The following is a 23,869-nucleotide window of genomic DNA, read 5'->3' as shown; positions in this document are numbered from 1 at the left end:
ATCAACAAAACTCCCTTGTTCTCGGTGGACGGTCTCGCCGGTCCGGCGCCTAGGCCCTGCCCCCCAACGCCCGCTCGATCTCCTCGTCGGTGAAGCCGTAGCTCCTCGCCACCGCCACGAGTTCGTCGGCCGTCAGGCGGAGGTTCTCCGCGTACTGGCGCGCTCTGGCGGTGTAGGAGTCCGGCGCGTCGATGAGCAGCTCGTTGAGGACCTCGGCCATGTCCTCGCTCACCGGATCACCCCAGGCGGGCTCGCTGCGCATCTGCTCGGCTCGCCGCTCGATCCTTTGGTACAACTGGTCGCTCTCGTCCGCGAAAATCCGGGCGACCTGGAGAACGTTGTCCTTGTTGACGGTGATCTTGCCGGCGCGCCACGGGCTGACTTCCGGTGCGGGCTGGTCGAACCTGCCCCAGGGTCGCTCCGCCGGCCCATGCAGCTCACCCATGAAAGCCCCCGTCCACCTAACCCCTGATTCAGTGGATTTTCCGAACGTAGCAGCATCCTGGGCGCGCTTCACCGGTTTTCCCGGAATGTGTGAGAACACGAGAATCCGTTAACAGATAAACAGAACCGCTCGTGCCGCACGCCAGTGATTCTCGCCGTTATGGAATAGCTAAGAGCGGAAGATCGGGAACGGCTGCGGTCATGACGGCGCACTGTAGCGGCTTGGCATTCCCCATGAGCACGACTCCGGCCAGCTTCGAGCGAGGACAACCCCAGTGGGTTACCCGAAAACACCGGTAGGATGAGTCGTGCACCGAGTGCAAGCCAACCCAGCGTAAACCAACCCAGCGTAACCCAAGGCGGCGCAAACCAACGCGGCGCCGGGAAAACCCAGGCATCGAGCGGTCTCGTCCATCAGACCACAAACGACCGGCTGAATTCCAGGGGACGAAGAATTTCGCGGCCGGGTGCACCGTGCCAGCCCCGCGGTCAGGACGTCGTCCTCAGCGTGCCGCCGCTGCCGCTGTGACGTGGCCGGAAGCCGACCGGGTGGGCGGGGTGGTCGCGGTGCGGGTCAGGGTGCGGGCCGCCGTCAGGGTGGTGTGGATGGCGGTCTCCGCCAGGTGGGCCAACTCGCGGCGGTGGGCGGCGCGGCCGGGGGCGATCTCCGGGCACACCCACAGCTCCAGCACCAGCCCGCGCACGCTGGCCACCCGGCGGATCGAGGTCAGCAGGCTTTCCTGGTGCAGGAAGGCCGCGCTGGTGGTGTCCCGGCCGTCGGCCAGCCGGTAGCGCAGGGCGATGGGGCGCACCGGCACGCCGCCGTCGATGGCGGCCTGGAAGGTGGCCGGCCGGAACCGGCCCGAGGCCAGGCCGCACCAGGTGGTGCCCTCGGGGGTGACGTTGACCATGGCGCCGTCCCGCAGTGCGCGGGTCAGCCGCGCCACGGTGGCGGGCAACTGGGACAGCCGGTGGCGGTCCAGGAAGATGCCGCCGGACCGGGCGACCAGCCGGCCGAGCACGGGCCAGCTGGCGATCTCCTTCTTGGCCACCGAGGGCATCGGCCGCACCGCGTTGACCGCCAGGCTGTCCAGCCAGGAGATGTGGTTGGTGACCACGAGTGCGCCGCGGCCGGCGCGGGCCGCCTCGGCCAACTCGTCCGCCCCGCGCACGAGCAGGCGCACGCCCAGTGCCCGCAGCAGCAGGCCCAGCAGGCGCCGCAGGACCCGCGCGGCCGCCTGGCCGCCGAGCAGGGTCATCGCCGGTGTCGCCAGCAACAGCAGCACCAGGACGGCGAATGTCCACATCAGACGGATCAGCTGGCGGGGCCGGGCCACGGTGGGGACGCTGGCGTGGTCGAGGCAGCTCGGTCCGCACGGGGACACCGGCGACCACGGGTGCACCCGGACGCTCATCGCCGCTCCCCCAGGAAGAACGTCAGGTAGCGCTCGTCGACCTGGCGCATGTCCAGCAGCACGAAGAAATCCGCGACCTGGAAGTCCGGGTCGAACGCGGGCGGTCCGCAGACCACGGCCCCCAGGCGCAGGTAGCCCTTGAGCAACGGCGGCACCGCGGTCCTGGCCGGCCGTGGCACGTCGTCGCACTCCCACGGCCGAAGTGGACGGACGCGCAGCTCCTCGGGCGCGTAGTGCTTGTGCCGCACCACGTCCCACACCGCGGCGGCCAGTGCGCCGCCGTCGGTCAGCGGCACCGACGCGCAGCCAGCCAGGTAGCGGTGGCCGGACAGCAGCATGTAGCGGGCGATGCCCGCCCACACCAGGCCGACCACCGCTCCGTTGCGGTGCCCCGGGTGCACGCACGACCGGCCGGTCTCCACCAGCGAGCCGCGCAGTCCGGTGAGCGCGCCGAGGTCGAACTCGGTGTCCGAGTACAGCATGCCCGCCGCGGCCGCTCCGGTGGGCGGCAGCATGCGGTAGGTGCCCACCACCGCGCCGGTGGTGTCGTCACAGACCAGGATGTGGTCGCAGTGCCGGTCGAACTCGTCCACGTCGTGTCCGGGTACCGGGGAACGCAGCGTCGCGCCCATCTCCTCGGCGAACACCTGGTGGCGAAGCCGTTGCGCGGCAAGGACTTCCTCGCCGTCCTGAACAACGCGCAGGGTGTATCGCCCGGCGTCACCGCCGGTACCGGTGGCTGCTCGGTCGGTGCTGACGAGTACCTGGGACCGCGTCATGGTCCTAGGTCTACCGGGCGGGTAGGAACTACCGAGAGCGTCGCCGATGACACCTCGGTGGACACTCCGTGAACGACCGGGTCACCCGGCTTGCGCCAGGTCAGGCGCTCGCCGTGTCCAGGGCCGCCTCGCCGGCGGGCGCGCGGCCGGTGGTGACCGGGACGAAGGCGATGACCAGGATCGCGAGCAGCGCCGCCAGCGCCCCGAGGACGAACATCAGGTTGAAGGCCGCCGCCGAGGGCAGCACCTGGCCGCCGAGGCTGATCGTGAAGGTGGCGAGCAGGCTGCTGCTGATCGCGCTGGCCAGCGACGTGCCGATGCTGCGGGAGAGGGTGTTCAGCCCGTTGGCCGCGGCGGCGTCCCTGGCCGGGGTGGCGTCCAGGATCAGCGACGGCATCGCGGCGTAGGCCAGGGCCACCCCGCCGCTGGTGATGGTGGAGCAGATCATCACCTGCCACAGCTGGCCGTGGGCGACCTCCAGCAGCAGGTAGCCGCTGGCGATCACGGCCGCTCCGGCGATCAGCGAGGTCTTGGGGCCGCGTGCCGCGGTCAGCCGGGCCGACACCGGGGACATCACCGCCATCAGCAGCCCGCCGGGCAGCTGGGTCATGCCGGCGGCCACCAGGGACGCGCCAAAGCCGTAGCCGGTCGCCACCGGGGCCTGGACGAAACTGACCGTGACCAGGAAACCGGTGAACATGGCGAAGCCGACCAGCACCGAGGCGAGGTTGGTGAGCAGGACCGGGCGGGAACGGCTGGCCCTGACGTTGACCAGCGGGTCCCGGTGGTTCAGTTCGTAGCGGACGAACACCAGGGCGCCGAGCACGGCCAGGCCCAGCAGGCCCAGTGTCAGCGGGTTGGTCCAGCCCCACTTGTTGCCCTGGGCCAGCGGCAGCAGCAGTGCGGTGAGCACGACGGCGAGCAGGACCGCGCCGGGCACGTCCACCCGGCCGGGGGAACCCGTGCCGGACTCGGGCACCACGAACCACACCGCGGTCAGCGCCAGCAGGGCGACCACCGCGCACAGCCAGAACAGCACGTGGAAGTCCCACTGCTCGGCGATCAGGCCGGACAGGGGCAGGCCGACCGCACCGCCGACCCCGAGGGTGGCGCTGATCAGGGCGATGCCGCCACCGCGTCGGTCGCGGGGCAGTTCCGTGCCGATGATGCTGATGCCCAGGGGAATCGCGGCCATGGCCACGCCCTGCAGGGCCCGGCCGGCGATGAGCACGGGAAGGCTGGTGGAGACGCCGCACAGGGCCGAGCCGGCGACCAGTGCGGCCAGCGCCACCAGCAGCATGCGGCGCTTGCCGAACTGGTCGCCGAGGCGACCGAACAGCGGGGTGGCGATCGCGCCGGCGATGAGGGTGGCGGTGACCATCCAGGACACCGCGGACGAGGTGGCGTTCAGTTTTGCGGGCAGGATCGGTAACAGCGGGATGACGAGGCTCTGCACCAGTGAGGATCCCAGGCCGGCGAAGGCGAGGACGACGACGAGCCAGCGGGTGCGACCTGGGAACGCCGGTGCCGCGAGCGCGGCTGTTGTCGGCGCATTGACCTGGTCGAAGGCCATTGTTCTCCTACAACGCTATGTGATCGCGACAGGTTCGACGGGCTGACGTTGACCAGCGACCGCGTCGGATCATTTTGTTTGTGTCATGCAAACTTTAGAGCAGCTTGATCCCCGGTGGGGTGGCAATTGCCTAGGCCGGGTGGCGCCGCGTCAGGTCGTCCGGTCCCAGCGTCCTGGCCACGCGGGGACAGCTCGGCGCGACCCGCCGAGGTGGCGTGTCCGAATGCGAGGGGTGCCTGTCCTTGCCGACATCACCCGTGGTGACCAAGGCTGGGTGCATGGCTCGCTCGCCCCGACTGGTCACCCTGGTCGTCTACCCGGACGTGCAAACGCTCGACGTGGTCGGACCGGCCGAGGTGTTCGCGGTGGCCAGCCGGCTCATCGGCGCGACCGCCGGCTACCGGGTGCTGCTGGCCTCGGTGGCCGGTGCCGAGGTGCGCACCGACTCCGGGCTGCGCCTGGCCACCGACACCACCCTCGCCGACCTGCGCGAACCCGTTGACACCCTGGTGGTGGCCGGTGGGCTCGGCTACGCGGGCGCGGCCGGGTCGGTCGAACTCACCGAGGGCGTGCGCCGGCTGGCGGGCCGGGCCAGGCGGGTCTGCTCGGTGTGCAGCGGCGCGCTGGTCCTGGCCTCGGCGGGCCTGTTGGACGGTCGCCGGGCCACCACGCACTGGGCGGTGTGCGACACGCTGGCCCGCCGCCACCCGAACGTGCGGGTGGAGCCGGACCGGATCTTCGTCCGCGACGGCAACGTGTTCACCTCGGCCGGTGCCACCGCCGGCATGGACCTGGCCCTGGCCCTGGTCGAGGCCGACCACGGCAGTGAGATCGCCAGGCAGGTGGCCCGCTGGTTGGTGCTGTTCCTGCAACGCCCCGGCGGGCAGTCGCAGTTCTCCCAGCGGCTGGCGCTGCCGGTGGCGGCCGGGTCGCCGCTGCGGCCGCTGCTGGACGCCATCGCCGCCGACCCGGCGGGCGACCACCGGGTGCCGGTGCTGGCGCGCCGCGCCGGGCTGTCCGACCGGCACCTCACCCGGCTGTTCCTCGACCAGACCGGCACCACCCCGGCCCAGCTCGTGGAGCGCATGCGGGTCGAGGCCGCGCGCGAACTGCTGGAGGGCAGCGCCGCCCCGGCGGACACGATCGCGCGGCGGGTGGGCTTCGGCAGCTGCGAGACCATGCGCCGCGCCTTCCTGCGCACCCTCGGCATCGGGCCCGGTGACTACCGCGAGCGCTTCCGCAGCACACCGCTGCACCCCTGGGCCGAGCCGCGCTCCGCCTGAGCCACCAGCCCCGCCCCTCGGCACGACACCACCCGCCCCAGGTACCCCGTTCGACCCCGACAGAGAGGAACACCCCCGTGCAGATCGCCGTCGTGCTGTACCCGGGCATGACCGCGCTGGACGCGATCGGCCCCTACCAGGTGCTCGGATTCGCGCCCGGCGTGGAGATGCGCCTGGTCAGCCACGCCCCCGGCCCGGTGGTCACCGATGACGAGGTGCTCGTGCTCGGCGCGACCCACTCGTTCGCCGACACACCGGCGCCCGACATCGTGCTGGTGCCCGGCGGCGAGACCGGCACCGAACCGGCCATGCGCGACAGCGACCTCATCGCATGGCTGCGCCAGGTGCACCGGACGAGCAGGTGGACCACGTCGGTGTGCTCCGGCTCGCTGATCCTGGCCGCCGCCGGCATACTCGCCGGGCAGCCCGCCACCACGCACTGGATGGTGCAGTCCACCCTGGCGGAGCTGGGCGCGCTGCCGCAGCCGGACAAGCGGATCGTGCACACCGGTCGGATCGCCACGGCCGCGGGCGTGTCCGCCGGCATCGACCTGGCGCTGTGGCTGGTCGGTGAGGTCTGGGGCCGGGAGCGGGCCGAGATCATCCAGCTCTACATCGAGTACGACCCGCAGCCGCCGTTCACCGCCGGCCACCCCAGCACGGCGACCGAGCGGGTGCGGGAGCTGGCCCGCACCGAGGCGGCGGACCGGACGCGCCGGGCACGGCCGGTGGGCGGCGCCCCGGCGGTGTGGCCGGCCACGAGCCGGTAGCGGTGTGGGTGGGGCCTCGGCGTGCCGGTTCCCCACCCACCACCCACCCGATCAGCGGCGACGCAGGCTGGCGTCCTGCAACGCCGGGGAGATCCAGCCGGAGTCGTGCGGGTTGAACGTGGTGCCCGGCGGCACGATCTGGTCGATCCGGTCGAGCACGTCCTGGTCGAGCCGCACGTCCACTGCGGTCAACTGGGACTCCAGGTGGTCCATGGTGCGCGGCCCGATGATCGCCGAGGTGACCCCGGGGTGGCGCAGCACGAACGCCAGCGCCAGTTCGACCAGGGAGATGCCGGCCTCGTCGGCCAACGCGGCCAACCGGTCGGCGGCGTCCAGCTTGCGCTGGTTGCTCTCCAGCGACATGTCGTAGCGCAGCGGCAGCATCACCGAGCGCCGGCTCTGCGGCACGTCCTGGTCCCTGCGGTAGCGGCCGGAGAGCCAGCCCCCGGCCAGCGGGCTCCAGGTGAGCACCCCCATGCCGTACTGCTGGGCCACGGGCAGCACCTCGGACTCGATCCCGCGCACCAGGATCGAGTACGGCGGCTGCTCGCAGACGAAGCGCTCCAGGCCGCGGCGCTCCGCCGCCCACTGCGCCTGCACGATCTGCGAGGCCGGGAACGTGGAGCTGCCGATGTAGCGGACCTTGCCCGACCGCACCAGGTCGGTCAGCGCGCCCAGGGTCTCCTCGATGTCGGTGCTGGGGTCGGGCCGGTGGATCTGGTAGAGGTCGATCCAGTCGGTGCCCAGTCGGCGCAGGCTGTTCTCCACTTCCTGGATGATCCACCGGCGCGAGTTGCCCCGCTGGTTCACGTCCTCGCCCATGACTCCGTTGGCCTTGGTGGCCAGCACGACCCGGTCCCGCACGCCGGCCTCGGCCAGGGCCCGGCCGACGAACTCCTCGGACTGGCCGTGCGAGTACACGTCCGCGGTGTCGATGAAGTTGATGCCGGCGTCCAGCGCCCGACCGATGATCTTGGCCGACTCCTCGTAGGACTGCTCGCCCCACCAGCCGAACATCATGGCGCCCAGGCACAGCGGGCTGACCCGCACGCCGGTCCGGCCGAGTACTCGGTAGTCCATTGTGTCCATCCTCTGTGGTCGGTGGTCGGTGGTCGGTTGGTCGGTGATCGGTGCTCGGTGCGGTCGTCCTGTGGGAGCGACCGCGGTGGCGCGGCTCAGGCGTTGGCCGATTCCAGTGCCGGGTCGTGCGGCTGCGCGCCGCGACGCGTCGACGTGGGGTCGTGCGGCGGCTCGGGCATGCCGTGCCGGCTCCACCAGCGGGCCAGCGGCGCCGGGGACCACCACGCCCACTTGCCCATCAGCCGCATGGTCGCCGGGACCAGCAGGCCGCGCACGATGGTCGCGTCCACCAGGATGGCGATGACCAGACCGACGCCGACCATCTTCATGAAGGTGATGCCCGAGGTCAGGAACCCGCCGACCACCACGACCAGCAGCAGCGCCGCGCTGGTGATGATCTTGGCGGTGCGCTGCGTGCCCAGTGCCACCGACTCCACCACGTCGCCGCTGGCCACCCACTGCTCGCGCACCCGGGACAGCAGGAACACCTCGTAGTCCATGGACAGGCCGAACGCGATCGCCACGATGAGGATCGGGAAGTCCACGTCCACCGCGCCGACCGGCACGAAGTCGAGCAGACCGGACAGGTAGCCGTCCTGGAAGATCAGCTTGATCGCGCCGAACGACGCGGACAGCGAGAGCAGGTTCATCAACACCGACTTGAGCGGCAGCGTCACCGACCCGAACGCCAGGAACAGCACCACGAACGAGACCACCGCCACGAACACCGCCATCCAGGGCAGCCGCTCGGTCACCATGTTGACGATGTCCACCCGGGACGCTGGCATGCCGGTGACCGAGGCGCGTGAGTCCGGCGGCGGCGCCTGGGCGCGCAGGTCCTCCACCATGGTCCTGGCCTCGCGGGACTGCGGGTCCATGGCGTAGCCGAGGGTGAGCCTGGCCTGGTTCTGGTACGTGCCGGTGACCTCGGCGCCGTTGACGCCGGCCACCGCGTCCAGCCGCTGCGCGTACTCGGCCAGCCGCGTCTGGGCCTGGGCGGTGTCGGCCGGGCCGGGCATCTCCACCACCACGGTGACCTTCTTGGCCGGGTCGGCCACGAAGTCGGTGCTCATGATGTTGGTGACCACCCGCGCGTCCGCCTCGACCGGCAGCACCCAGTCACCGGGCCGCGCCCAGTTCACGCCGAGGAACGGCACGCCGAGGGCCACCAGCACCACGACGATGCCCACGGTGCTGGCCACCGGCCGGCGCATCACCGCGTGGGCGGTGCGGTACCAGCGGCCCTTGGTCTCGTCGGCGGCCACCAGCGCGGTGCGGGGCAGCCTGGGCAGCGGGATGCGCAGCGAGTTGACCCGGCGCCCGGCGAAGCGGAGCAGGGCGGGCAGCAGCACCAGCGAGCTGATCACCGCGAACAGCACGGTCGCCACGCCGGCGTAGCCCATGGACAGCAGGAACCGCGACGGGAACACGATCAGACACGCCAGGGACACGGCCACGGTCAGTCCGGAGAAGGCCACGGTGCGCCCGGCCGTGGCCATCGTGCGCTGGATCGCCGCGTCCACCGTCAGCCCGCGCCCCAACTCCTCGCGGAACCGGTTGACCATGAACAGGGCGTAGTCGATCGCCAGCCCCAGGCCCAGGATGGTGACCACCTGCACGGAGAAGGTGGACAGGTCGGTGAAGTAGCCGACCACCCGCAGCACGGCCAGCGAACCGACGGCGACCACGATGCCGACGACCAGGGGCAGCGCCGCGGCCACCGCGCTGCGGAAGATCACGATCAGCAGCAGCACCAGGATCGGCAGCGAGATCACCTCTGCCAGCAGGATGTCCTGGCTGACCTGGGCGTTCACCTGCTGGGTCATGGCGGTGAGACCGCCGAACCGCACGGTCAGCCCCGGCGCGGTCAGCTCGTCCTTGATCTCGTTGAGGGCCTCGACGCGTTCGTAGTCGTCGCCCGAGGTGAACTGGATGCCGACGTAGGTGGCGTGTCGGTCGGTGGAGATGAAGGCGGCGTCCCCGGTCGACCAGTAGGACTCGATCCGGGCGATCCCGTCGCCGGGGACCTTGGCCACCGCCTGCTGCACGGCGTCGGCGAAGGCCGGGTCGTCAACGGTGCTCGTGTCGCTCTCGTAGAGCACCACCGCGTCGGTGACGTGGCGGCCGAGCGGGCCGTCGACCAGGTGGTCGGCGTGGGTGGACTCCGCGCCGGGATCATCGAAGCCGGCACCGCCGGTGAAGGCGCCGAACGCGCCGGCGCCCCAGGCTCCGCCAAGGACAACGAAGAGCAACGTAGCGACTACGACCCACCATCGGTGCCGGGCGGTCAGTCGGCCTATGGAGGCGAACATGATCCCTCATCCCTGGGGTTGAATAGATAGCAGCACGATCCACTGTCGGATAGTTATCCTATCCATACCCGAGGAGGTGTGCGGCAAGTGTTAACTTGTGGCCGACGACGGGAGGGACATGCGCATCGGAGAACTGAGTCGCCGCACCGGGGTACCGGTGCCGACGATCAAGTACTACCTGCGCGAGGGCCTTCTCCCGCCCGGCGAGCTGTCCAGCCCCAACCAGGCGTCCTACGACGACCGGCACGTGCACCGGCTCAAGCTGGTGCGCGCACTGGTGGACGTCGGCGAGTTGTCCATCGCGGCGGCCAAGGACGTGCTGGCCGCCATCGACTCACCGGGCCTGCCGGTGCACAGCATGCTGGGCCGCGCCCAGCGCGCGGTGATCACCTCGCGCGCCGGCACCGACGACGAGTCCAGGGAGTCCGCCCGCCGCGAGGTGGCCGACCTGTTCGACCGGCACGGCTGGGCCATCAAGGAGCACAGCACCAGCCGGCAGGCCCTGGTCGAACTGCTGGCCACGCTGCGGTCCCTGGGCCACGACGACTTCATCGACCTGCTCGACGACTACGCGGCCGCCGCGGCCACCCTGGCCACCGCGGAAATCGACTGGATCAGCCAGGACACGACCTCTGACGTCATGGTGGAACGCGCGATCGTCGGCACCGTGCTCGGCGACTCGCTGATGATCACGCTGCGCCGGCTCGCCCAGGAACACGAGTCGGCCACCCGCTTCCTGGACGGTTCGCCCCAGCCGGACCGTGTCAGCGGCCCGGACGGCCCCTGACCGCTCCTGACCGTTCCTGAACGTCCCCCGCGGTCCTGACCGAACCGGTCGGACGGCGGGGCGAGCACACCCACACCCCAGGCGAACCGGGCCACCCCGGTCCGGTCGGCCTGTCACGCACCGATGTTCTCCGCTCACGCCATCTGGCGATCACCCACATCACCGCACAGAGACTGGAGGGGGCATGAGCGAGCGAGGAAACGGCTTACCCACCTTTCTGATCACCGGTATCGCGTCCTTCATGGCATCACTGGACAACCTGGTGGTCACCACCGCGCTGCCCAAGATCCGCGCCGACTTCGACAGCAGCCTGGAAAGTCTGGAGTGGACGGTCAACGCCTACACCCTGACCTTCGCGGTCTTCCTGCTCACCGCGGCGATCCTCGGTGACCGGTTCGGCCGGCGCACCGTGTTCATCGCCGGGCTGAGCCTGTTCACCCTCGCCTCGGCCGGCGCGGCCGTGGCCAACTCGGTGGGTGCGCTCATCGTGGCCAGGACCGTGCAGGGCGTGGGCGGCTCGGTCATCTTCCCGCTGGCCCTGACCCTGGTGGTGCGGTCGGTGTCGGCCCGGCGGCGCGGCGGGGCCATCGCCGGGCTGAGCGCGATGAGCGGGCTGGCCATCGCACTGGGCCCGCTGGTCGGCGGGCTCATCGTGGAGTACGGCGACTGGCACTGGATCTTCTGGATCAACGTGCCCATCGGCGTGGTCCTGGTGCCGCTGGCCGCGCTGCGGCTGCGGGAGAGCCACGGCCCGCACTCCCGGTTGGACATCGGCGGCACCGTGCTGGTCACGGCCGGCCTGCTGGGCATCGTGTACGGGCTGGTCCGCAGCAGCGGGCTGGGCTGGGCCAACCCGCAGGTCTGGCTCGCCATCACCGGGGGCGTGGTGCTGCTCGGCGGTTTCCTCGCCTGGGAGCGCCGCCACCCGTTCCCGGTGCTGCCGCCGCACCTGTTCCGCAGCCGCGGTTTCACCCTCACCAACCTGGTGGCGTTGGTGATGCAGGGTTCGCTGTTCGGGGTGGTCTTCCTGCTCACCCAGTTCCTGCAGAACGTGCTGGACTACTCACCGCTGATGGCCGGCTCGCGGACCCTGCCGTGGACGCTGATGCCGCTGGCGGTGGCGCCGCTCGCGGCGGTGTTCGCCAACCGGGTCGGCACCCGGCCGCTGCTGGCCGCCAGCGCGGCGGCCCAGGGGCTGGCGCTGCTGTGGTTCAGCGCCGTGGTCACCACCAGCACGTCCTACCCGGCGCTGGTGCCCCCGATGCTGCTGACCGGGCTGGGCATGGGCGTGTTCTTCTCGCTGATCGCCCGCCAGGCACTGGACTTCGTCACCCCCGAGCAGGAGGGCGTGGCCTCCGGGGTGAACAACGCCATGCGCCAGGTGGGCGTGGTGGTCGGCATCGGCTCGCTGTCGGCGGTGTTCGCCGCCAACGGCGGGTACGCCACTGACGGGTCCTTTGTGGAGGGACTGGACGTGGCGCTGTGGGCCGGGGCGGTGCTGTTCGCCCTGGCCGCGGTGGCCGTCCTGCTGACGCCGGCCCGCCCCACGCCCCACCGCCCCGCCCAGCCGGCGGCACAGCCCGCCGAGCCCGCCGCGCCGGTGGCCTCGGCGCGCGACGCCACGTCCTGACCAGGACACGACACCGGGGGCCGCCGGCGGCACGGCCGGCGACCCCCGGTGGTCGGGTGGCGGCTAACGCAGCACGATGCAGGCCGGGGTGGGCACGGCGACCGGCTCGCCAACGCGCTCCAGCAGACCGGTCCCCCGGTCCACCCGGAACGCGGCCACCGCTCCGGCCAACTGGTTGACCACGTACATCAGCCGGTCGGTGGGGTCCAGCACCAGATCCCACGGCAGCGCGTTGATACCCGGCTGTTCGGTCACCCGCTGGGTGGTCACCCGGCGCAGCCGCCGGCCCGAGTCCTCCACCGCGAAGGTCACCACGCTCTCGTGCCCCCGGTTGGCCGCGTAGAGGAACTGGCCGTCGGCGGACAGCCGGATCGCCGAGGCCGCGTTCCACATGTCCGTGCCCGGCGGCACGGTGGAGGTGGACTCCAGTGTCCACAGTGCACCGGTGGCCACGTCGTAGCCGCACACGGTGACCGTGGAGGACAGTTCGTTCACCAGGTAGAGGAACCGCCCGGACGGGTGGAAGACCAGGTGGCGCGGGCCGACGCCGGATCCGATGTGGACCTGGCTGTGCGGGGTCAGCTCCCCGCTCTCCCGGTCGAACCGGTGGACGTGCACCGAGTCGGTTCCCTTGTCCGGCACCAGCACCCGCTCACCCGTGGGGTCGACGACCACCATGTGCGGGTGCGGGCCCTGCTGGGCCAGCGGGTCGGGCCCGGCCCCGAGGTGGCGCACCGAGTGCACCACCTCGCCGACGCCGCCGTCCGCGTCGACCGGGTGCACCACCACGGTGCCGGAGTCGTGGTTGGCCGCGAGCAGGTACCGGCCGTCGGGGTGCACCGTCAGGTGCACCGTGCCGGACCCCTGGCTGGCCGCGCTGCCCAGCCGGCTCAGCGAGCCGTCCTCGGCCACCTTGAGCGCGTGGACCCGGCCCTCGACCACGTTGCTCGCGGCGTAGAGCACGCTCCCGTCCTCGGACAGGGCCAGGTGGAACGGGTTGGGCACCTCGGCCAGGGTGCCCAGCACGGTGAGGGCGCCGGTGTCCGGGTCGACACCGGCCCAGCTCACGCCCTGCGACGGGGTTTCGGTGCCCGCGTACCCACCGACGAAGGCGTGCCGCACGAGCTGCCCGGGGTTCACCTCCTCGGCGCCGCGCACCTGGGCAGCCGCTCCCTCGGTCACTGGACTGACAGTCAACTCACTCACTCCTCACCACGGCGGGGGTTCCCGTCCTCACGTTGCCGGGCAAGCCCGTTGGCTCGCCGTCGTTGAGCCGGGCAGACCGCACGGTCTGCTCGCCGAGCACCGACAGCACGTCGGCGACGATCTGGTCAACCACCTCGGAGTGGTTGTCCTGGAAGTAGAAGTGGCCCCCGGGATGCGCGCGGACGCCCAGGAAGCGCTCGGTGTAGCGCGCCCAGCCCGCGATCGCCCCGGGTGGGACGGCGACGTCGGCCAGCCCGCAGAACGCGGTCATCGGCACGGGAACCAGCGGCGCTGGTTCTGGCCGCCACGTTTCGGCGAGCACCAGGTCGGCCCGCAGCAGCGGTTCGACGAGCGACCACATGCCGTCGTCGGCGAGCACCCTGTCGGGCACGCCGCCCAGGGTGGCCAGCACCGCGCGCAGCCGCACCGAGGACAACCGGTGCAGCCGCGGTTTGGGTGGACCGTCCGGCGTCCTCGGCCCCGGGTGGGCTGACACGCCCAGCCAGACCGGCGGCCGCCGCTGCTCGCACAGGGCCGCGGTCAGGGCCAGCCCGGCCAGCGCGCCCATGCTGTGGCCGAACACGGCGAACGGCCGGTCCAGCCACGGGTCCAGTTCGGTGAGCAGGTGCTCGACCAGGTCCTCGACCCGCTCGGCCGGGGGCAGCCGGGCCATCCGGCCCCGCCCGGGCGCCTCGACGAGACAGACCTCCCAGTCGGCGGGGAACAGCGGGACCCACGGGCGGAAGATCCGGTGCGAGCCGCCCGCGTGGTGCAGCAGGAACAGCCGCAGCGCGGGCGCGTGGACCGGCCGGGGGCGGATCACCCCGCTGGCGTTGCTGGCCGCTGCCGGCATGGCTACTCCTTCAGCGCGACGAGCACGCGCGGCATGACCAGGACCTTGTCCGCACCGCACGTCGCGGTCACGCTGACCCGGACCCGCGGGCTGTCCAGTTTCTCCGCCACCACCGCCTCGACCTGGACCCGCGCCGGCTCACCGTCGTCGGGCACCACCACCGGCTTGCTGAACCGCGCCCGGTAGTCCCGCACGGCGGCCGGGTCGCCGGCCCAGTCGGTCAGCGCGCGCAGTGCCAGCGCCATGGTGAGTGCGCCGTGCGCGATCACGTTGGGCAGACCGGCGTCCCTGGCGGCGCGCTCACTCCAGTGGATGGTGTTGAAGTCCAGGGAGGCGCCCGCGTAGCGGACCAGGTCGGCGCGGCCCACGGTGAAGACCCGGGTGGGCAGCCTGGTGCCTGGCTGGACGTCGGTGTAGTTGACCGGCTCCGTCACGGCCGGCCCCCCGCGGTCCGCTCGTCGCCCGCCTCGTCCGCGCGGGCCACGAAGGTGGTGGTGGCGGTGCACACGAGTTCGCCGGTCGCGCCGCGGATCTCGTCCTGCAGGGTGACCACGTCGTTGCCGTCCACCGTGTCCAACTGGGCGACCTTCACCAGCACCGTCAGCAGGTCGTCGGCGCGGACCGGGCGCTGGTAGCTGAACCGCTGGCCGCGGTGCACCACCCGGGAGAAGTCCAGGCCGAGCCGCTCGTCGAACACCACCTGCCCGTCGGCCTTGAGGGTCAACAGCATCAGGAAGGTGGGCGGGGCGATCACGTCGGGGTGGCCGAGTGCCTTGGCCGCCTCGGCGTCCCGGTACACCGGGTTCTCATCGCCGATGGCGTCGGCGAACTCCCTGATCTTCTCGCGACCCACCGCATAGGGTTCCGTGGGCGGGTAAACCCGCCCGAGGAACGTCTGGTCCAGCGACATGGCGCCTCTCCTCGTCGTTCCACACGCCGTCTGCTCGGGCAGTGCCGGGAAGGGGCCGTCGGTCTTCGGGTGGACGACGGCGTCCCGAACACGCCAGTGGTCACCTCTGGCATAGTGCGGCCTGTTCGGCGTGGCCGCTGGTCAGGCTGGTGGCGCGTCACCCGACATTCCTCGACCGGACATCTCCGCCGCCACTCGATGCTAGTCAGGAACGGCGCTCTCCCAAGGGAAACCGGGTGCAACTTAGGAGAGCCGGCGGTGTTTCCTTGGAAACATTAGCCCTCACTTAGGGCGCACCCCGGTTGCCGGGCACAGCACCGCTTCCTAGCATTTCCTGGCCGGGCAAGGGGACCTTCACCGCGGGGCCCGGTCATTCGCCCTGGTAGCCGTTGCCGTCGACCGGAAGACCGGGCTGGTGCCGCGGAAACATGCCATCTGGGGGTTTGATGATCCGGTTCAGCGTTCTCGGTTCCCTTGAGTTGCAGACCCCCCAGGGCGCTTATGTGCCCAGGGGGCCGAAAGTACGCAAGGTCTTCGCACTGCTGTTACTCCGCGCCAACCAGATCGTCGACGTGGACACCCTGACGGATGAACTGTGGGACGAGAACCCGCCGCGCACCGTGATCACCACGGTACGCACCCACGTGTACCACCTGCGTAAAATGCTGGACCGGGAAAGCCGGGTGTCCACAGTGGCGCAGCTGCTGACCACCCAGCCCACCGGCTACCTGCTGCGCACCGCGCCCGACCAGCTCGACGCCACGGTGTTCGCCCGACTGGTCGACCAGGCCCGGGTGCTGCTCGCCCAGGAACACGTCACCGAGGCCAGCCACCTGCTGCGCAAGGCCCTGGGCCTGTGGCGCGGTCCGGCGCTGGCCAACGTGGCGGCCGGCCGGGTGCTGGGCCGGCACGTGCTGCACCTCAACGAGCTGCGCACCAGGGCCCTGGAGCTGCGCATCGAGACCGACATGCTGCTGGGCCGGCACCGCGAGCTGGTGGCGGAGCTGCGCGGCCTGCTGGCGGCGCACCCGTTGAACGAGTGGTTCCACGCCCACCTCATCAGGGCCCTGCACCGGTCCGGCCGGCGGGGCGAGGCGCTGGCCGCCTTCCAGGACCTGCGCGCCCTGCTGGACCGGGAACTGGGTCTGGAGCCCTCGCCGGAGCTGCACCGGCTCCAGCACGAGATCCTGACCGGCACCCCGGCCGAGGTCCGGCCGGCGCACCAGGTGCTCGCCGGCCTGCCCGTGGACGCCCGCGCGGTCAGCTGAGGCGAACCCACCGCCCCCGGGTGTCCGCAGTGGACGTCCACTGCGGACGGTGGCGGTCCCGGGTGTCGCCCGCCCCAGCGCTGTCGGCGGGCGACCACCACGAGCGCAGCCGGTCTCAGTCCTCCAGGGTGCACAGCACCGTGCCGACCGGAACGGTGGCGCCCACCTCGGCGGTCAGCCCGCTCACCCGACCCGGCTTGTGGGCGTTGAGCGGCTGCTCCATCTTCATCGCCTCCAGCACCACCAGCAGGTCCCCCTCGGCGACCTGTTGGCCGTTCGCCACCGCGATCTTCACGATGGTGCCCTGCATCGGGCTGGCCACGGCGGTGCCGTCGCCCGCCGCGGGGCCGGTCCCGCCGGCGGCGGACCGCCGGGTGCGAGCCCGCTCCGGCCGGTCCCGTACAGGCCCCGACCCGCCCGGGGCGGCCAGGCCGCCGAGCACGGCCGGCAGGGTGACCCGCAGCCGCCTGCCGTCCACCTCGACCACCACGGTCTCGGTTGGCCCGCCCCGCTCGGTGTCCACCGGGCCGGCCGAGGACGGCGGGATCTCGTTGCGGAACTCGGTCTCGATCCACTGGGTGTGCACGGCGAACTCGCCCGCGTCCGCCACGAACGCCGGATCGGTCACCACCGCGCGGTGGAACGGGATGGTGGTGGGCAGTCCCTCGGCCTGGAACTCGGCCAGCGCCCGGCGCGCCCGCTGCAGCGCCTGCGTCCGGTCCCGGCCGGTCACCACCAGCTTGGCCAGCAGCGAGTCGAACTCCGGCCCGACCACGCTGCCCGGCTCGACCCCGGAGTCCACCCGCACACCCGGTCCGGCCGGCGGACGCCACGCGGTCAGCGCCCCGGGCGCGGGCAGGAAGGCCCGGCCGGGGTCCTCACCGTTGATCCGGAACTCCAGCGAGTGGCCGCGCACCGGCGGGTCGTCGTAGCCCAGTTCCGCGCCGGCCGCCACCCGCAGCATCTCGCGCACCAGGTCCAGGCCGGTGACCTCCTCGCTGACCGGGTGCTCGACCTGCAACCGGGTGTTGACCTCCAGGAAGGAGATGGCTCCGTCCCTGGCCACCAGGAACTCGCAGGTGCCGGCGCCGACGTAGCCCGCCTCGCGCAGGATGGCCTTGGACGCCCGGTAGAGCGCCTCGGTCTGCTCCTCGGTGAGGAACGGCGCCGGCGCCTCCTCCACCAGTTTCTGGTGGCGCCGCTGCAGCGAACAGTCCCGTGTGGACACCACGACCACGTTGCCGTGCGTGTCGGCCAGGCACTGGGTCTCCACGTGGCGCGGGCGGTCCAGGTAGCGCTCCACGAAGCACTCGCCCCGGCCGAACGCCGCGGTGGCCTCCCGCACGGCCGACTCGTAGCACTCCGGGATCTCCTCGATCGTCCTGGCCACCTTCATGCCCCGGCCGCCCCCGCCGAACGCGGCCTTGATCGCCACGGGCAGGCCGTGCTGCCTGGCGAAGGCCACCACCTCGCCGGCGTCGGCCACCGGGTCGGCGGTGCCGGGGGTCAACGGCGCACCGGCCCGCTGGGCGATCAGCCGCGCCGACACCTTGTCGCCGAGGTCCCGGATCACCTGTGGCGGCGGGCCGATCCAGGTCAGCCCTGCGTCCAGCACGGCCTGGGCGAACTCGGCGTTCTCCGCCAGGAAGCCCCACCCCGGGTGCACGGCGTCCGCGCCGGAGCGCCGGGCCGCCGCGACGACCTTGCCGATGTCGAGGTAGCTGGTCGCCGGGGTGTCACCGCCCAGCGCGAACGCCTCGTCGGCGAGCCGCACGTGCGGGGCGTCGCGGTCGGGGTCGGCGTAGATCGCGACACTGGCGATGCCGGCGTCGCGGCAGGCCCTGGCGATGCGCACGGCCGCCTCTCCCCGGTTGGCGATGAGGACTTTGCGCACTGTGTTCCACCTTCCTGGTCGGCGCCGGCCACGGCGCGCGGCCACACGGGACGATCAACGAGCGGACGACGACAGCCAGGCGCCGGGTGCGGTGTAGCGGGCCGGCCGCGTCCACCCCGGCCGGGCCCGGGCGGTGGCGGGCACGGGCCCGGCGGGCGGTCGGGCGGCCAGCGCGCGCAGCACCGCCAGCACGGCGGCGAGTTCGTCGTCGTCGGGCCGGCCGGTCACCCGCAGGGCCGACACCGCGCTGGGGTCGACAGTCGCGTCCGGTGTGGACAGAGGATGAGCTGGCATGGTGGCACCGCCGGTCACATCGGGGGGTTGCTGTGCTTGCGGAACGGGGTCGGCGCGTGCTTGCTGCGCAGCACCTCCAGGGCTCGCGCCAGCACCTCCCTGGTCTGGCGGGGGTCGATGACGTCGTCCACCAGGCCCCGCTCGGCCGCGTAGTAGGGGTGCATCAACGCCTCCCGGTACTGGCCGATCAGCCGCGTCCGTTCCGCCTCGGGGTCCTCGGCCGAGGCGATCTCCCGGCGGAAGATCACGTTGGCGGCGCCGTCCGCGCCCATCACGGCGATCTCGTTGGTGGGCCAGGCAAAGGACAGGTCCGCGCCGATCGAGCGGGAGTCCATCACGATGTAGGCGCCGCCGTAGGCCTTGCGCAGGATGAGCTGGATGCGGGGCACGGTCGCCGCGCAGTAGGCGTAGAGCAGCTTGGCGCCGTGCCGGATGATGCCGCCGTGCTCCTGGGCGGTACCCGGCAGGAACCCGGGCACGTCGACCAGGGTCACCAGCGGGATGTTGAACGCGTCGCAGGTCTGCACGAACCGGGCCGCCTTCTCCGAGGCGCTGATGTCGAGCACCCCGGCCAGGAACCGCGGCTGGTTGGCGATCACCCCGACCACGTGGCCGCCGATCCTGGTGAGCGCGCAGATGATGTTGGCCGCCCAACGCTGGTGGAACTCGAAGAACTCGCCGTCGTCGACCACCTCGGCGAGGACCTCGCGCATGTCGTAGGGCTGGTTGGGGTCGGCCGGCACCAGGTCGAGCAGCACGTCGTTGCGCCGCCGAGGCGGGTCGTCGGTCGGCTCCACCGGGGGCAGCTCCTGGTTGTTGCTGGGCAGCAGGGAGACCAGGTAGCGCACGTCCTGCAGGCAGCTCACCTCGTCGTCGTAGACGAAGGTGGCCACCCCGGACTCGGCCGCGTGCACGTCCGCGCCGCCCAGCTCCTCGTGGCTGACCGACTCGCCGGTCACCGCCTGCACCACGTCCGGGCCGGTGATGAACATCTGCGAGGTCCTGCGGACCATGAACACGAAGTCGGTCAGGGCGGGCGAGTAGGTGGCGCCACCCGCGCACGGCCCGAGCATCACGCTGATCTGCGGGATCACCCCGGAGGCGCGCACGTTGCGCTGGAAGATGCCGCCGTAGCCGGCCAGTCCGGTGACGCCCTCCTGGATGCGCGCGCCCGCGCCGTCGTTCAGGCTGATCAGCGGGGCACCCACGGACTCGGCGAGGTCCATCACCTTGTGGATCTTCTGCGCGTGCGCCTCGCCGAGCGAGCCGCCGAACACGCGGAAGTCGTGGGCGTAGACGAACACCTTGCGCCCGTCGATGGTGCCCCAGCCGGTGACCACCCCGTCCCCGGACGGGCGCTTGTCCTCCATGCCGAAGCCGACGGCGCGGTGCTGGCGCAGCCCCTCGATCTCCACGAACGAGTCGTCGTCCAGCAGCAGTTCCAGCCGCTCGCGCACGGTGAGCTTGCCGCGCGCGTGCTGCGCCTCGGTCGCCCTGGCGCCGGGGCCCAGCCGCAGGGACTCGCGGATCCCGCCGAGTTCGGCCACCCGGCCGCGCATGGACGTCTCCGCCGGGCCGCGCTCGGCCTGCTCGGGCGGAAACGGGTCGGCCGGCAGTTCGGCGGGATCGACCAGCCGTGCCCCCCGAATGGTGTTCCTGTCGTCGACAGTTGTCATGACCGCACACTCCCGAATGTCAAAACCACCGATGCGTGCCGGCCCCTCGGCGCTGCTCGGCGTAGATCGTCCACGTGACGATCCGTCTTCGGATGATCCCCGCATCGGATAGAACCTGGTTCAAGCTCGGATCAAATCCGCGAAACGGGTTCCGGCAGACGTTCGGCGCCGCTTTCCGAAACGACTTTCACCGGGTTCCCCGCGCACGGAACACGCAATATCACAAAATTCCGAACGATGGCGCTGAACTGCGGCTACAGGAGTCCCGATGGTTCTGACGAGCGGGCTGGGCAACCGGTCGGACACACACCGGACAGGCCTGTTCGTTCTTCTGGAGAAGCAGCGGGATCTTAGGGCACAGCCGCTGTTCTCCTTTTGAGGCATGGCCTGGCGGGCACTCGGGTGATGTCATGGCTGACGTCGATTTCGAGGCCGCGCCGGAAATCGTGGCGGCCCGCGCCGAACAGCGGTTGCCGGGCACGCCCGGGGAGATCCCCGGCGAAGAGGTGGAAGGGCGAGGGGCAGCACTGTGCGGACCAGAATCGTGAGGACCGAACCGTGAGGGCAGAACCGTGAGGGCAGAACCGTGAGGATCGATTACCACACGATCTCCGTCTCCCCCACCGCGCTGGCGGACACCGCGCGGGAGATCGAGGATACCGGGTACGACTCCCTGTGGACCTCCGAGGTCCAGTACGACCCGTTCGTGGGTCTCGCCGTCGCGGCCCAGCGCACCGAGCGCCTGGCGCTGCGCACCGGCATCGCCGTGGCGTTCGCGCGCAACCCGATGACGACCGCCATGCTCGCCAACGACCTGCACCTGGTCTCCGGCGGCCGGTTCGTCCTGGGCATGGGCTCACAGCTCAAGGCGCACATCACCCGGCGGTTCAGCATGCCCTGGTCGCACCCGGCGGCCCGGATGCGCGAGTACGTGCTGGCCATGCGCGCCATCTGGCACACCTTCGCCACCGGGGAACGCCTGCGGTTCCGGGGCGAGTTCTACCGGCACACCCTGATGGTGCCGTTCTTCAACCCCGGCCCCAACCCCTACGGTCCGCCGCCGGTGTACCTGGCCGCGGTCGGCGAGGTGATGACCGAGGTCGCCGGGGAGGTCGGCGACGGGCTGATCGCGCACAACATCAGCACCAGGCGGTTCCTGGAGGAGGTGTCGCTGCCGGCGCTGCGGCGCGGGCGGGCCAGGGCGGGCCGGTCCATGGACGGCTTCGAGATCCACGCCGCGCCCATGGTCGCCACCGGCACCACCGAGGAGGAGATGGCCACCTCGATCGCCAGGATCCGCGAGCAGATCGCCTTCTACGTGGCCACCCCCACCTATGGCCACCTGCTCGACCTGCACGGGTTGAGCGAGCTGCGCGAGGAGCTGCACCGGCTCTCCGCCGAGGGCCGCGTCGACGAGATGGCCTCGGCCATCGACGACGACGTGCTCAACACCATCGCCGTGGTCGGTGAGCCCAAGCAGGTGGCCGCGGAGATCCTGGCCCGCTACGGCGATCTGGTGACCAGCCTGTCGTTCTACTCGCCGCACAACAGCGACCCGGCCGCCTGGCTGCCGGTCTACCAGGAGCTGCGCCGGCTCCAGGAGCAGCAGACCAGGCAGACCGAGGCCGCCGCGCGGCTGGCCGTGTCCTGATCGGACTGTCCAGTTCGGTCACAGTGTCAGCAGCTGGCCGTCCTCGGCCAGCTGGGCACCGGCCTCGGTGAGTTGGGCGCGTTCCGGGCCGGCCGCGTCCAACACCGGGTTGGTGTTGTTCAGGTGGGTGTAGCAGAACCGGACCGAGGGGTGGTGGGCCAGCCGGCGCAGGCTCCCGTGCTCGCCCCCGATCGGCAGGTGCCCCATCTGCCGCGCGGTCGCTGCGGTCCGCTCGCCCGTGCTGTGCGCCAGCTCCTCGTCGCGCCAGAACGTCCCGTCCAGGATCACCCAGTCCGCCCCGGCCACGGCCGCGTCGAAGGCCGGTGACCACTCGGCCAGGCCCGGCGCGTAGACCAGCACACCGCCGGTGCTGGTGTCGTGGAACCGGTAGGCCAGCACCCACTCCGGGCCGGCCGGCAGGGCGGCCGCGTAGCGCGGGCGCTTGTGGCCGAGCGCGATCGGCGTGGCGGTCAGCTCGGCGGCCAGCCGGATGGGCTGCCCGGGAAGCACCGCGTGCCAGCGCAGGCCGCCGTAGCCGGCCAGCAGGGTGCGCACCGGGAAGCCCTCGGTCAACGCGCGCAGCACCACCGGGCTGGCGTGCACGTCCAGCGCGCTGCCCTCGCGCAGCGCGGCGATGCCCAGGGTGTGGTCGAGTTCGGCGTCGGTGAGCAGCACGCCGCGCAGCGGTGTCTGGCGCCGGCCCGGCCCCGGCGCCAGCTCGGGTGTGGCCAGCACCTGGGCGCGCACGTCCGGGGAGACGTTGACCAGGAACCAGCCCTCGCTGCCGGCCACGGCCAGCGCGTCCTGGCCGCGCCACGCGCCCGCGCCCTGCCGTCTGGCCCGCGTGCACTGCGCGCACGCGCAGTTCCACTGCGGCACGCCGCCGCCGGCGGCGCTGCCCAGTACCCGTACCCGCACGATCATCCCTCCACTTCGGACGGTGCTGTCACCTGGACGGCCGGGGCAGCGGCTGGATCGCCGGCTGGGTGGCCGGTGCGAGCAGCTGCCGAACCAGGTCGTGGTGCGGTGAGAGCTGGCAGACCGGGTCGGTGGCGGCGGCGTCACCGAGCAGCTGGAAGGCCTGGCAGCGACAGCCGCCGAAGTCGACGTCCCGGCGGACGCAACCGCGGCAGGGGTCGCGCATCCAGTCGGTGCCGCGGAAGCGCTCGAACGCCGGGCCCGACCACCAGATGTCGGCCAGGTCCCGGCGGGTCACGTTCTCGATGCCCAGGCCGGGGATCTGGGCGGCGGCCGGGCAGGGCAGCACGTCGCCGTTGGGGGCGACGGTGAACTGCCGCCGACCCCAGCCGTTCATGCACGGCTTGGGCTGGCTCTCGTAGTAGTCCGCCACCACGTGCACGATGTCCATCACCCCGCCCCACCGCTGTCGCGCCCGGGCCACCTGCTCGGCGGCCAGCGCCACCTGCGCCGGTGTCGGCAGCAGCGCGGCCCGGTTGCGCAGCGCCCAGCCGTAGTACTGGGTGTGCGCCAGTTCCAGGCGCTCGGCGCCCAGCCGGGCGGCCAACTCGGCGATCCGGTCCACGTGGTCGGCGTTGCCCCGGTGCAGCACGGCGTTCACGGTCAGCGGCAGCTGGTGCGCGCGCACCAGCTCGGCCGCGGCGAGCTTGCGGTGGAACGCGCGGGTTCCCGCGATCCGGTCGGCCGATTCGGGTGTGCCGTCCTGCACGCTCAACTGCACGTGCGCCAGCCCGGCCTCGGCCAGCGCCGCCATCCGGGCCCGGGTCAGCCCGAGCCCGCTGGTGACCAGGTTGACGTAGCAGCCGGCCTGGGCGCCGCAGGCGACCAGCTCGACCAGGTCCCCGCGCACCAGTGGTTCGCCGCCGGACAGGTGCAGTTGCAGCACGCCCAACGCCCTGGCCCGGGTGATGGCGGCGCACCACTGCTCGGTGGTCAGTTCGGCGCGGTAGGCGGCCAGCTCCACCGGGTTGGAGCAGTACCCGCAGTGCAGTGGACACCGGTAGGTGAGTTCGGCCAGCATGCCCAGGGGCCGGTCCACGCCGTGGCGCTCGGTCGGGCCGTGGTG

The 23,869-nt window shown here is 71.8% G+C and carries 22 protein-coding genes; 7 read left to right on the top strand and 15 right to left on the bottom strand.

Features of this window, described 5'->3' with window-relative positions:
- Positions 1–49: 49 nt before the first annotated feature.
- From LX83_RS04810 to LX83_RS04795, 4 genes are all read right to left on the bottom strand, one after another.
- Positions 50–445, bottom strand: a complete 396-nt coding sequence (locus LX83_RS04810; RefSeq protein WP_253767457.1) for a hypothetical protein — start codon at positions 443–445, stop codon at positions 50–52.
- A 502-nt stretch (positions 446–947) separates the two neighbouring features.
- The gene (locus LX83_RS04805) at positions 948–1,859 is read right to left on the bottom strand and encodes a lysophospholipid acyltransferase family protein (protein WP_253767454.1); all 912 of its coding nucleotides are present in this window, start codon (positions 1,857–1,859) and stop codon (positions 948–950) included.
- Entirely contained in the window at positions 1,856–2,638 is a 783-nt protein-coding gene (locus tag LX83_RS04800) for a GNAT family N-acetyltransferase (protein ID WP_253767452.1), read from the bottom strand. Before LX83_RS04800 ends, LX83_RS04805 begins: the two co-directional genes overlap by 4 nt.
- Before the next feature lie 100 nt (positions 2,639–2,738).
- Positions 2,739–4,211: an MFS transporter gene (locus LX83_RS04795; RefSeq protein WP_253767450.1), complete on the bottom strand. Its 1,473-nt coding sequence runs from the start codon at positions 4,209–4,211 to the stop codon at positions 2,739–2,741.
- Between the two features lie 278 nt (positions 4,212–4,489).
- Here LX83_RS04795 and LX83_RS04790 point away from each other — a divergent pair, with 278 nt between their 5' ends.
- Both LX83_RS04790 and LX83_RS04785 read left to right on the top strand, forming a co-directional pair.
- Positions 4,490–5,494: a GlxA family transcriptional regulator gene (locus LX83_RS04790; RefSeq protein ID WP_253767448.1), complete on the top strand. Its 1,005-nt coding sequence runs from the start codon at positions 4,490–4,492 to the stop codon at positions 5,492–5,494.
- Positions 5,495–5,571: 77 nt separating this feature from the next.
- A complete protein-coding gene (locus LX83_RS04785) occupies positions 5,572–6,264 on the top strand; it encodes a DJ-1/PfpI family protein (protein ID WP_253767446.1) in 693 nt (230 codons plus the stop codon).
- 51 nt (positions 6,265–6,315) lie between these two features.
- Here the strand turns inward: LX83_RS04785 and LX83_RS04780 are convergent, their stop codons facing one another.
- Positions 6,316–7,344 (bottom strand): aldo/keto reductase, encoded by a 1,029-nt coding sequence (locus LX83_RS04780; protein WP_253767444.1) that lies wholly within the window; start codon positions 7,342–7,344, stop codon positions 6,316–6,318.
- A 95-nt stretch (positions 7,345–7,439) separates the two neighbouring features.
- On the bottom strand, positions 7,440–9,596 hold the full coding sequence (locus tag LX83_RS04775; protein ID WP_253767442.1) for an MMPL family transporter: 2,157 nt from the start codon (positions 9,594–9,596) through the stop codon (positions 7,440–7,442).
- 178 nt (positions 9,597–9,774) lie between these two features.
- On the opposite strand from LX83_RS04775, the gene LX83_RS04770 reads away from it, so the two are divergent.
- Together LX83_RS04770 and LX83_RS04765 are read left to right on the top strand one after the other, a co-directional pair.
- A complete protein-coding gene (locus LX83_RS04770; RefSeq protein ID WP_253767441.1) occupies positions 9,775–10,443 on the top strand; it encodes a MerR family transcriptional regulator in 669 nt (222 codons plus the stop codon).
- Positions 10,444–10,627: 184 nt separating this feature from the next.
- Positions 10,628–12,073, top strand: a complete 1,446-nt coding sequence (locus tag LX83_RS04765; protein ID WP_253767439.1) for an MFS transporter — start codon at positions 10,628–10,630, stop codon at positions 12,071–12,073.
- A 63-nt stretch (positions 12,074–12,136) separates the two neighbouring features.
- Here the strand turns inward: LX83_RS04765 and LX83_RS04760 are convergent, their stop codons facing one another.
- The 4 genes from LX83_RS04760 to LX83_RS04745 are packed head-to-tail and all read right to left on the bottom strand — an operon-like array spanning position 12,137 to position 15,042.
- Complete coding sequence (locus LX83_RS04760) at positions 12,137–13,270, bottom strand: lactonase family protein (protein ID WP_253767437.1); 1,134 nt, start codon at positions 13,268–13,270, stop codon at positions 12,137–12,139.
- Position 13,271: 1 nt separating this feature from the next.
- Positions 13,272–14,132 carry a thioesterase II family protein gene (locus LX83_RS04755; RefSeq protein ID WP_253767435.1) on the bottom strand — a complete coding sequence of 287 codons (861 nt, stop codon included), beginning with the start codon at positions 14,130–14,132 and terminating at the stop codon, positions 13,272–13,274.
- A 2-nt stretch (positions 14,133–14,134) separates the two neighbouring features.
- On the bottom strand, positions 14,135–14,566 hold the full coding sequence (locus tag LX83_RS04750) for a MaoC/PaaZ C-terminal domain-containing protein (RefSeq protein ID WP_407649485.1): 432 nt from the start codon (positions 14,564–14,566) through the stop codon (positions 14,135–14,137).
- A complete protein-coding gene (locus LX83_RS04745) occupies positions 14,563–15,042 on the bottom strand; it encodes a MaoC family dehydratase N-terminal domain-containing protein (RefSeq protein ID WP_253767433.1) in 480 nt (159 codons plus the stop codon). Before LX83_RS04745 ends, LX83_RS04750 begins: the two co-directional genes overlap by 4 nt.
- Before the next feature lie 446 nt (positions 15,043–15,488).
- On the opposite strand from LX83_RS04745, the gene LX83_RS04740 reads away from it, so the two are divergent.
- Positions 15,489–16,310 (top strand): AfsR/SARP family transcriptional regulator, encoded by an 822-nt coding sequence (locus LX83_RS04740; RefSeq protein WP_253767432.1) that lies wholly within the window; start codon positions 15,489–15,491, stop codon positions 16,308–16,310.
- Between the two features lie 115 nt (positions 16,311–16,425).
- Here the strand turns inward: LX83_RS04740 and LX83_RS04735 are convergent, their stop codons facing one another.
- Genes LX83_RS04735 through LX83_RS04725 form a run of 3 tightly spaced genes read right to left on the bottom strand, consistent with a single transcriptional unit; the run spans position 16,426 to position 20,174 of the window.
- Positions 16,426–18,204: an acetyl/propionyl/methylcrotonyl-CoA carboxylase subunit alpha gene (locus LX83_RS04735; RefSeq protein ID WP_253767430.1), complete on the bottom strand. Its 1,779-nt coding sequence runs from the start codon at positions 18,202–18,204 to the stop codon at positions 16,426–16,428.
- 54 nt (positions 18,205–18,258) lie between these two features.
- Positions 18,259–18,498 (bottom strand): acyl-CoA carboxylase epsilon subunit, encoded by a 240-nt coding sequence (locus tag LX83_RS04730; RefSeq protein ID WP_253767428.1) that lies wholly within the window; start codon positions 18,496–18,498, stop codon positions 18,259–18,261.
- A 14-nt stretch (positions 18,499–18,512) separates the two neighbouring features.
- Positions 18,513–20,174, bottom strand: a complete 1,662-nt coding sequence (locus LX83_RS04725; protein WP_456356008.1) for an acyl-CoA carboxylase subunit beta — start codon at positions 20,172–20,174, stop codon at positions 18,513–18,515.
- A gap of 410 nt (positions 20,175–20,584) precedes the next feature.
- Between LX83_RS04725 and LX83_RS04720 the strand changes: the two genes are divergently transcribed.
- Both LX83_RS04720 and LX83_RS04715 read left to right on the top strand, forming a co-directional pair.
- Complete coding sequence (locus LX83_RS04720; protein ID WP_253767426.1) at positions 20,585–20,722, top strand: hypothetical protein; 138 nt, start codon at positions 20,585–20,587, stop codon at positions 20,720–20,722.
- A 38-nt stretch (positions 20,723–20,760) separates the two neighbouring features.
- On the top strand, positions 20,761–21,825 hold the full coding sequence (locus tag LX83_RS04715) for a TIGR03617 family F420-dependent LLM class oxidoreductase (RefSeq protein ID WP_253767424.1): 1,065 nt from the start codon (positions 20,761–20,763) through the stop codon (positions 21,823–21,825).
- 18 nt (positions 21,826–21,843) lie between these two features.
- On the opposite strand, the gene pqqB is transcribed toward LX83_RS04715, so the two are convergent.
- The gene (pqqB, locus tag LX83_RS04710; protein ID WP_301327624.1) at positions 21,844–22,749 is read right to left on the bottom strand and encodes a pyrroloquinoline quinone biosynthesis protein PqqB; all 906 of its coding nucleotides are present in this window, start codon (positions 22,747–22,749) and stop codon (positions 21,844–21,846) included.
- Positions 22,750–22,771: 22 nt separating this feature from the next.
- Complete coding sequence (pqqE, locus tag LX83_RS04705) at positions 22,772–23,824, bottom strand: pyrroloquinoline quinone biosynthesis protein PqqE (RefSeq protein ID WP_253767911.1); 1,053 nt, start codon at positions 23,822–23,824, stop codon at positions 22,772–22,774.
- Positions 23,825–23,869: the final 45 nt, after the last annotated feature.

This window comes from Goodfellowiella coeruleoviolacea (assembly GCF_024171785.1).
GTDB classification, from domain to species: Bacteria; Actinomycetota; Actinomycetes; order Mycobacteriales; family Pseudonocardiaceae; genus Goodfellowiella; species Goodfellowiella coeruleoviolacea.
This window is presented reverse-complemented; position numbering and strand designations above follow the sequence as displayed.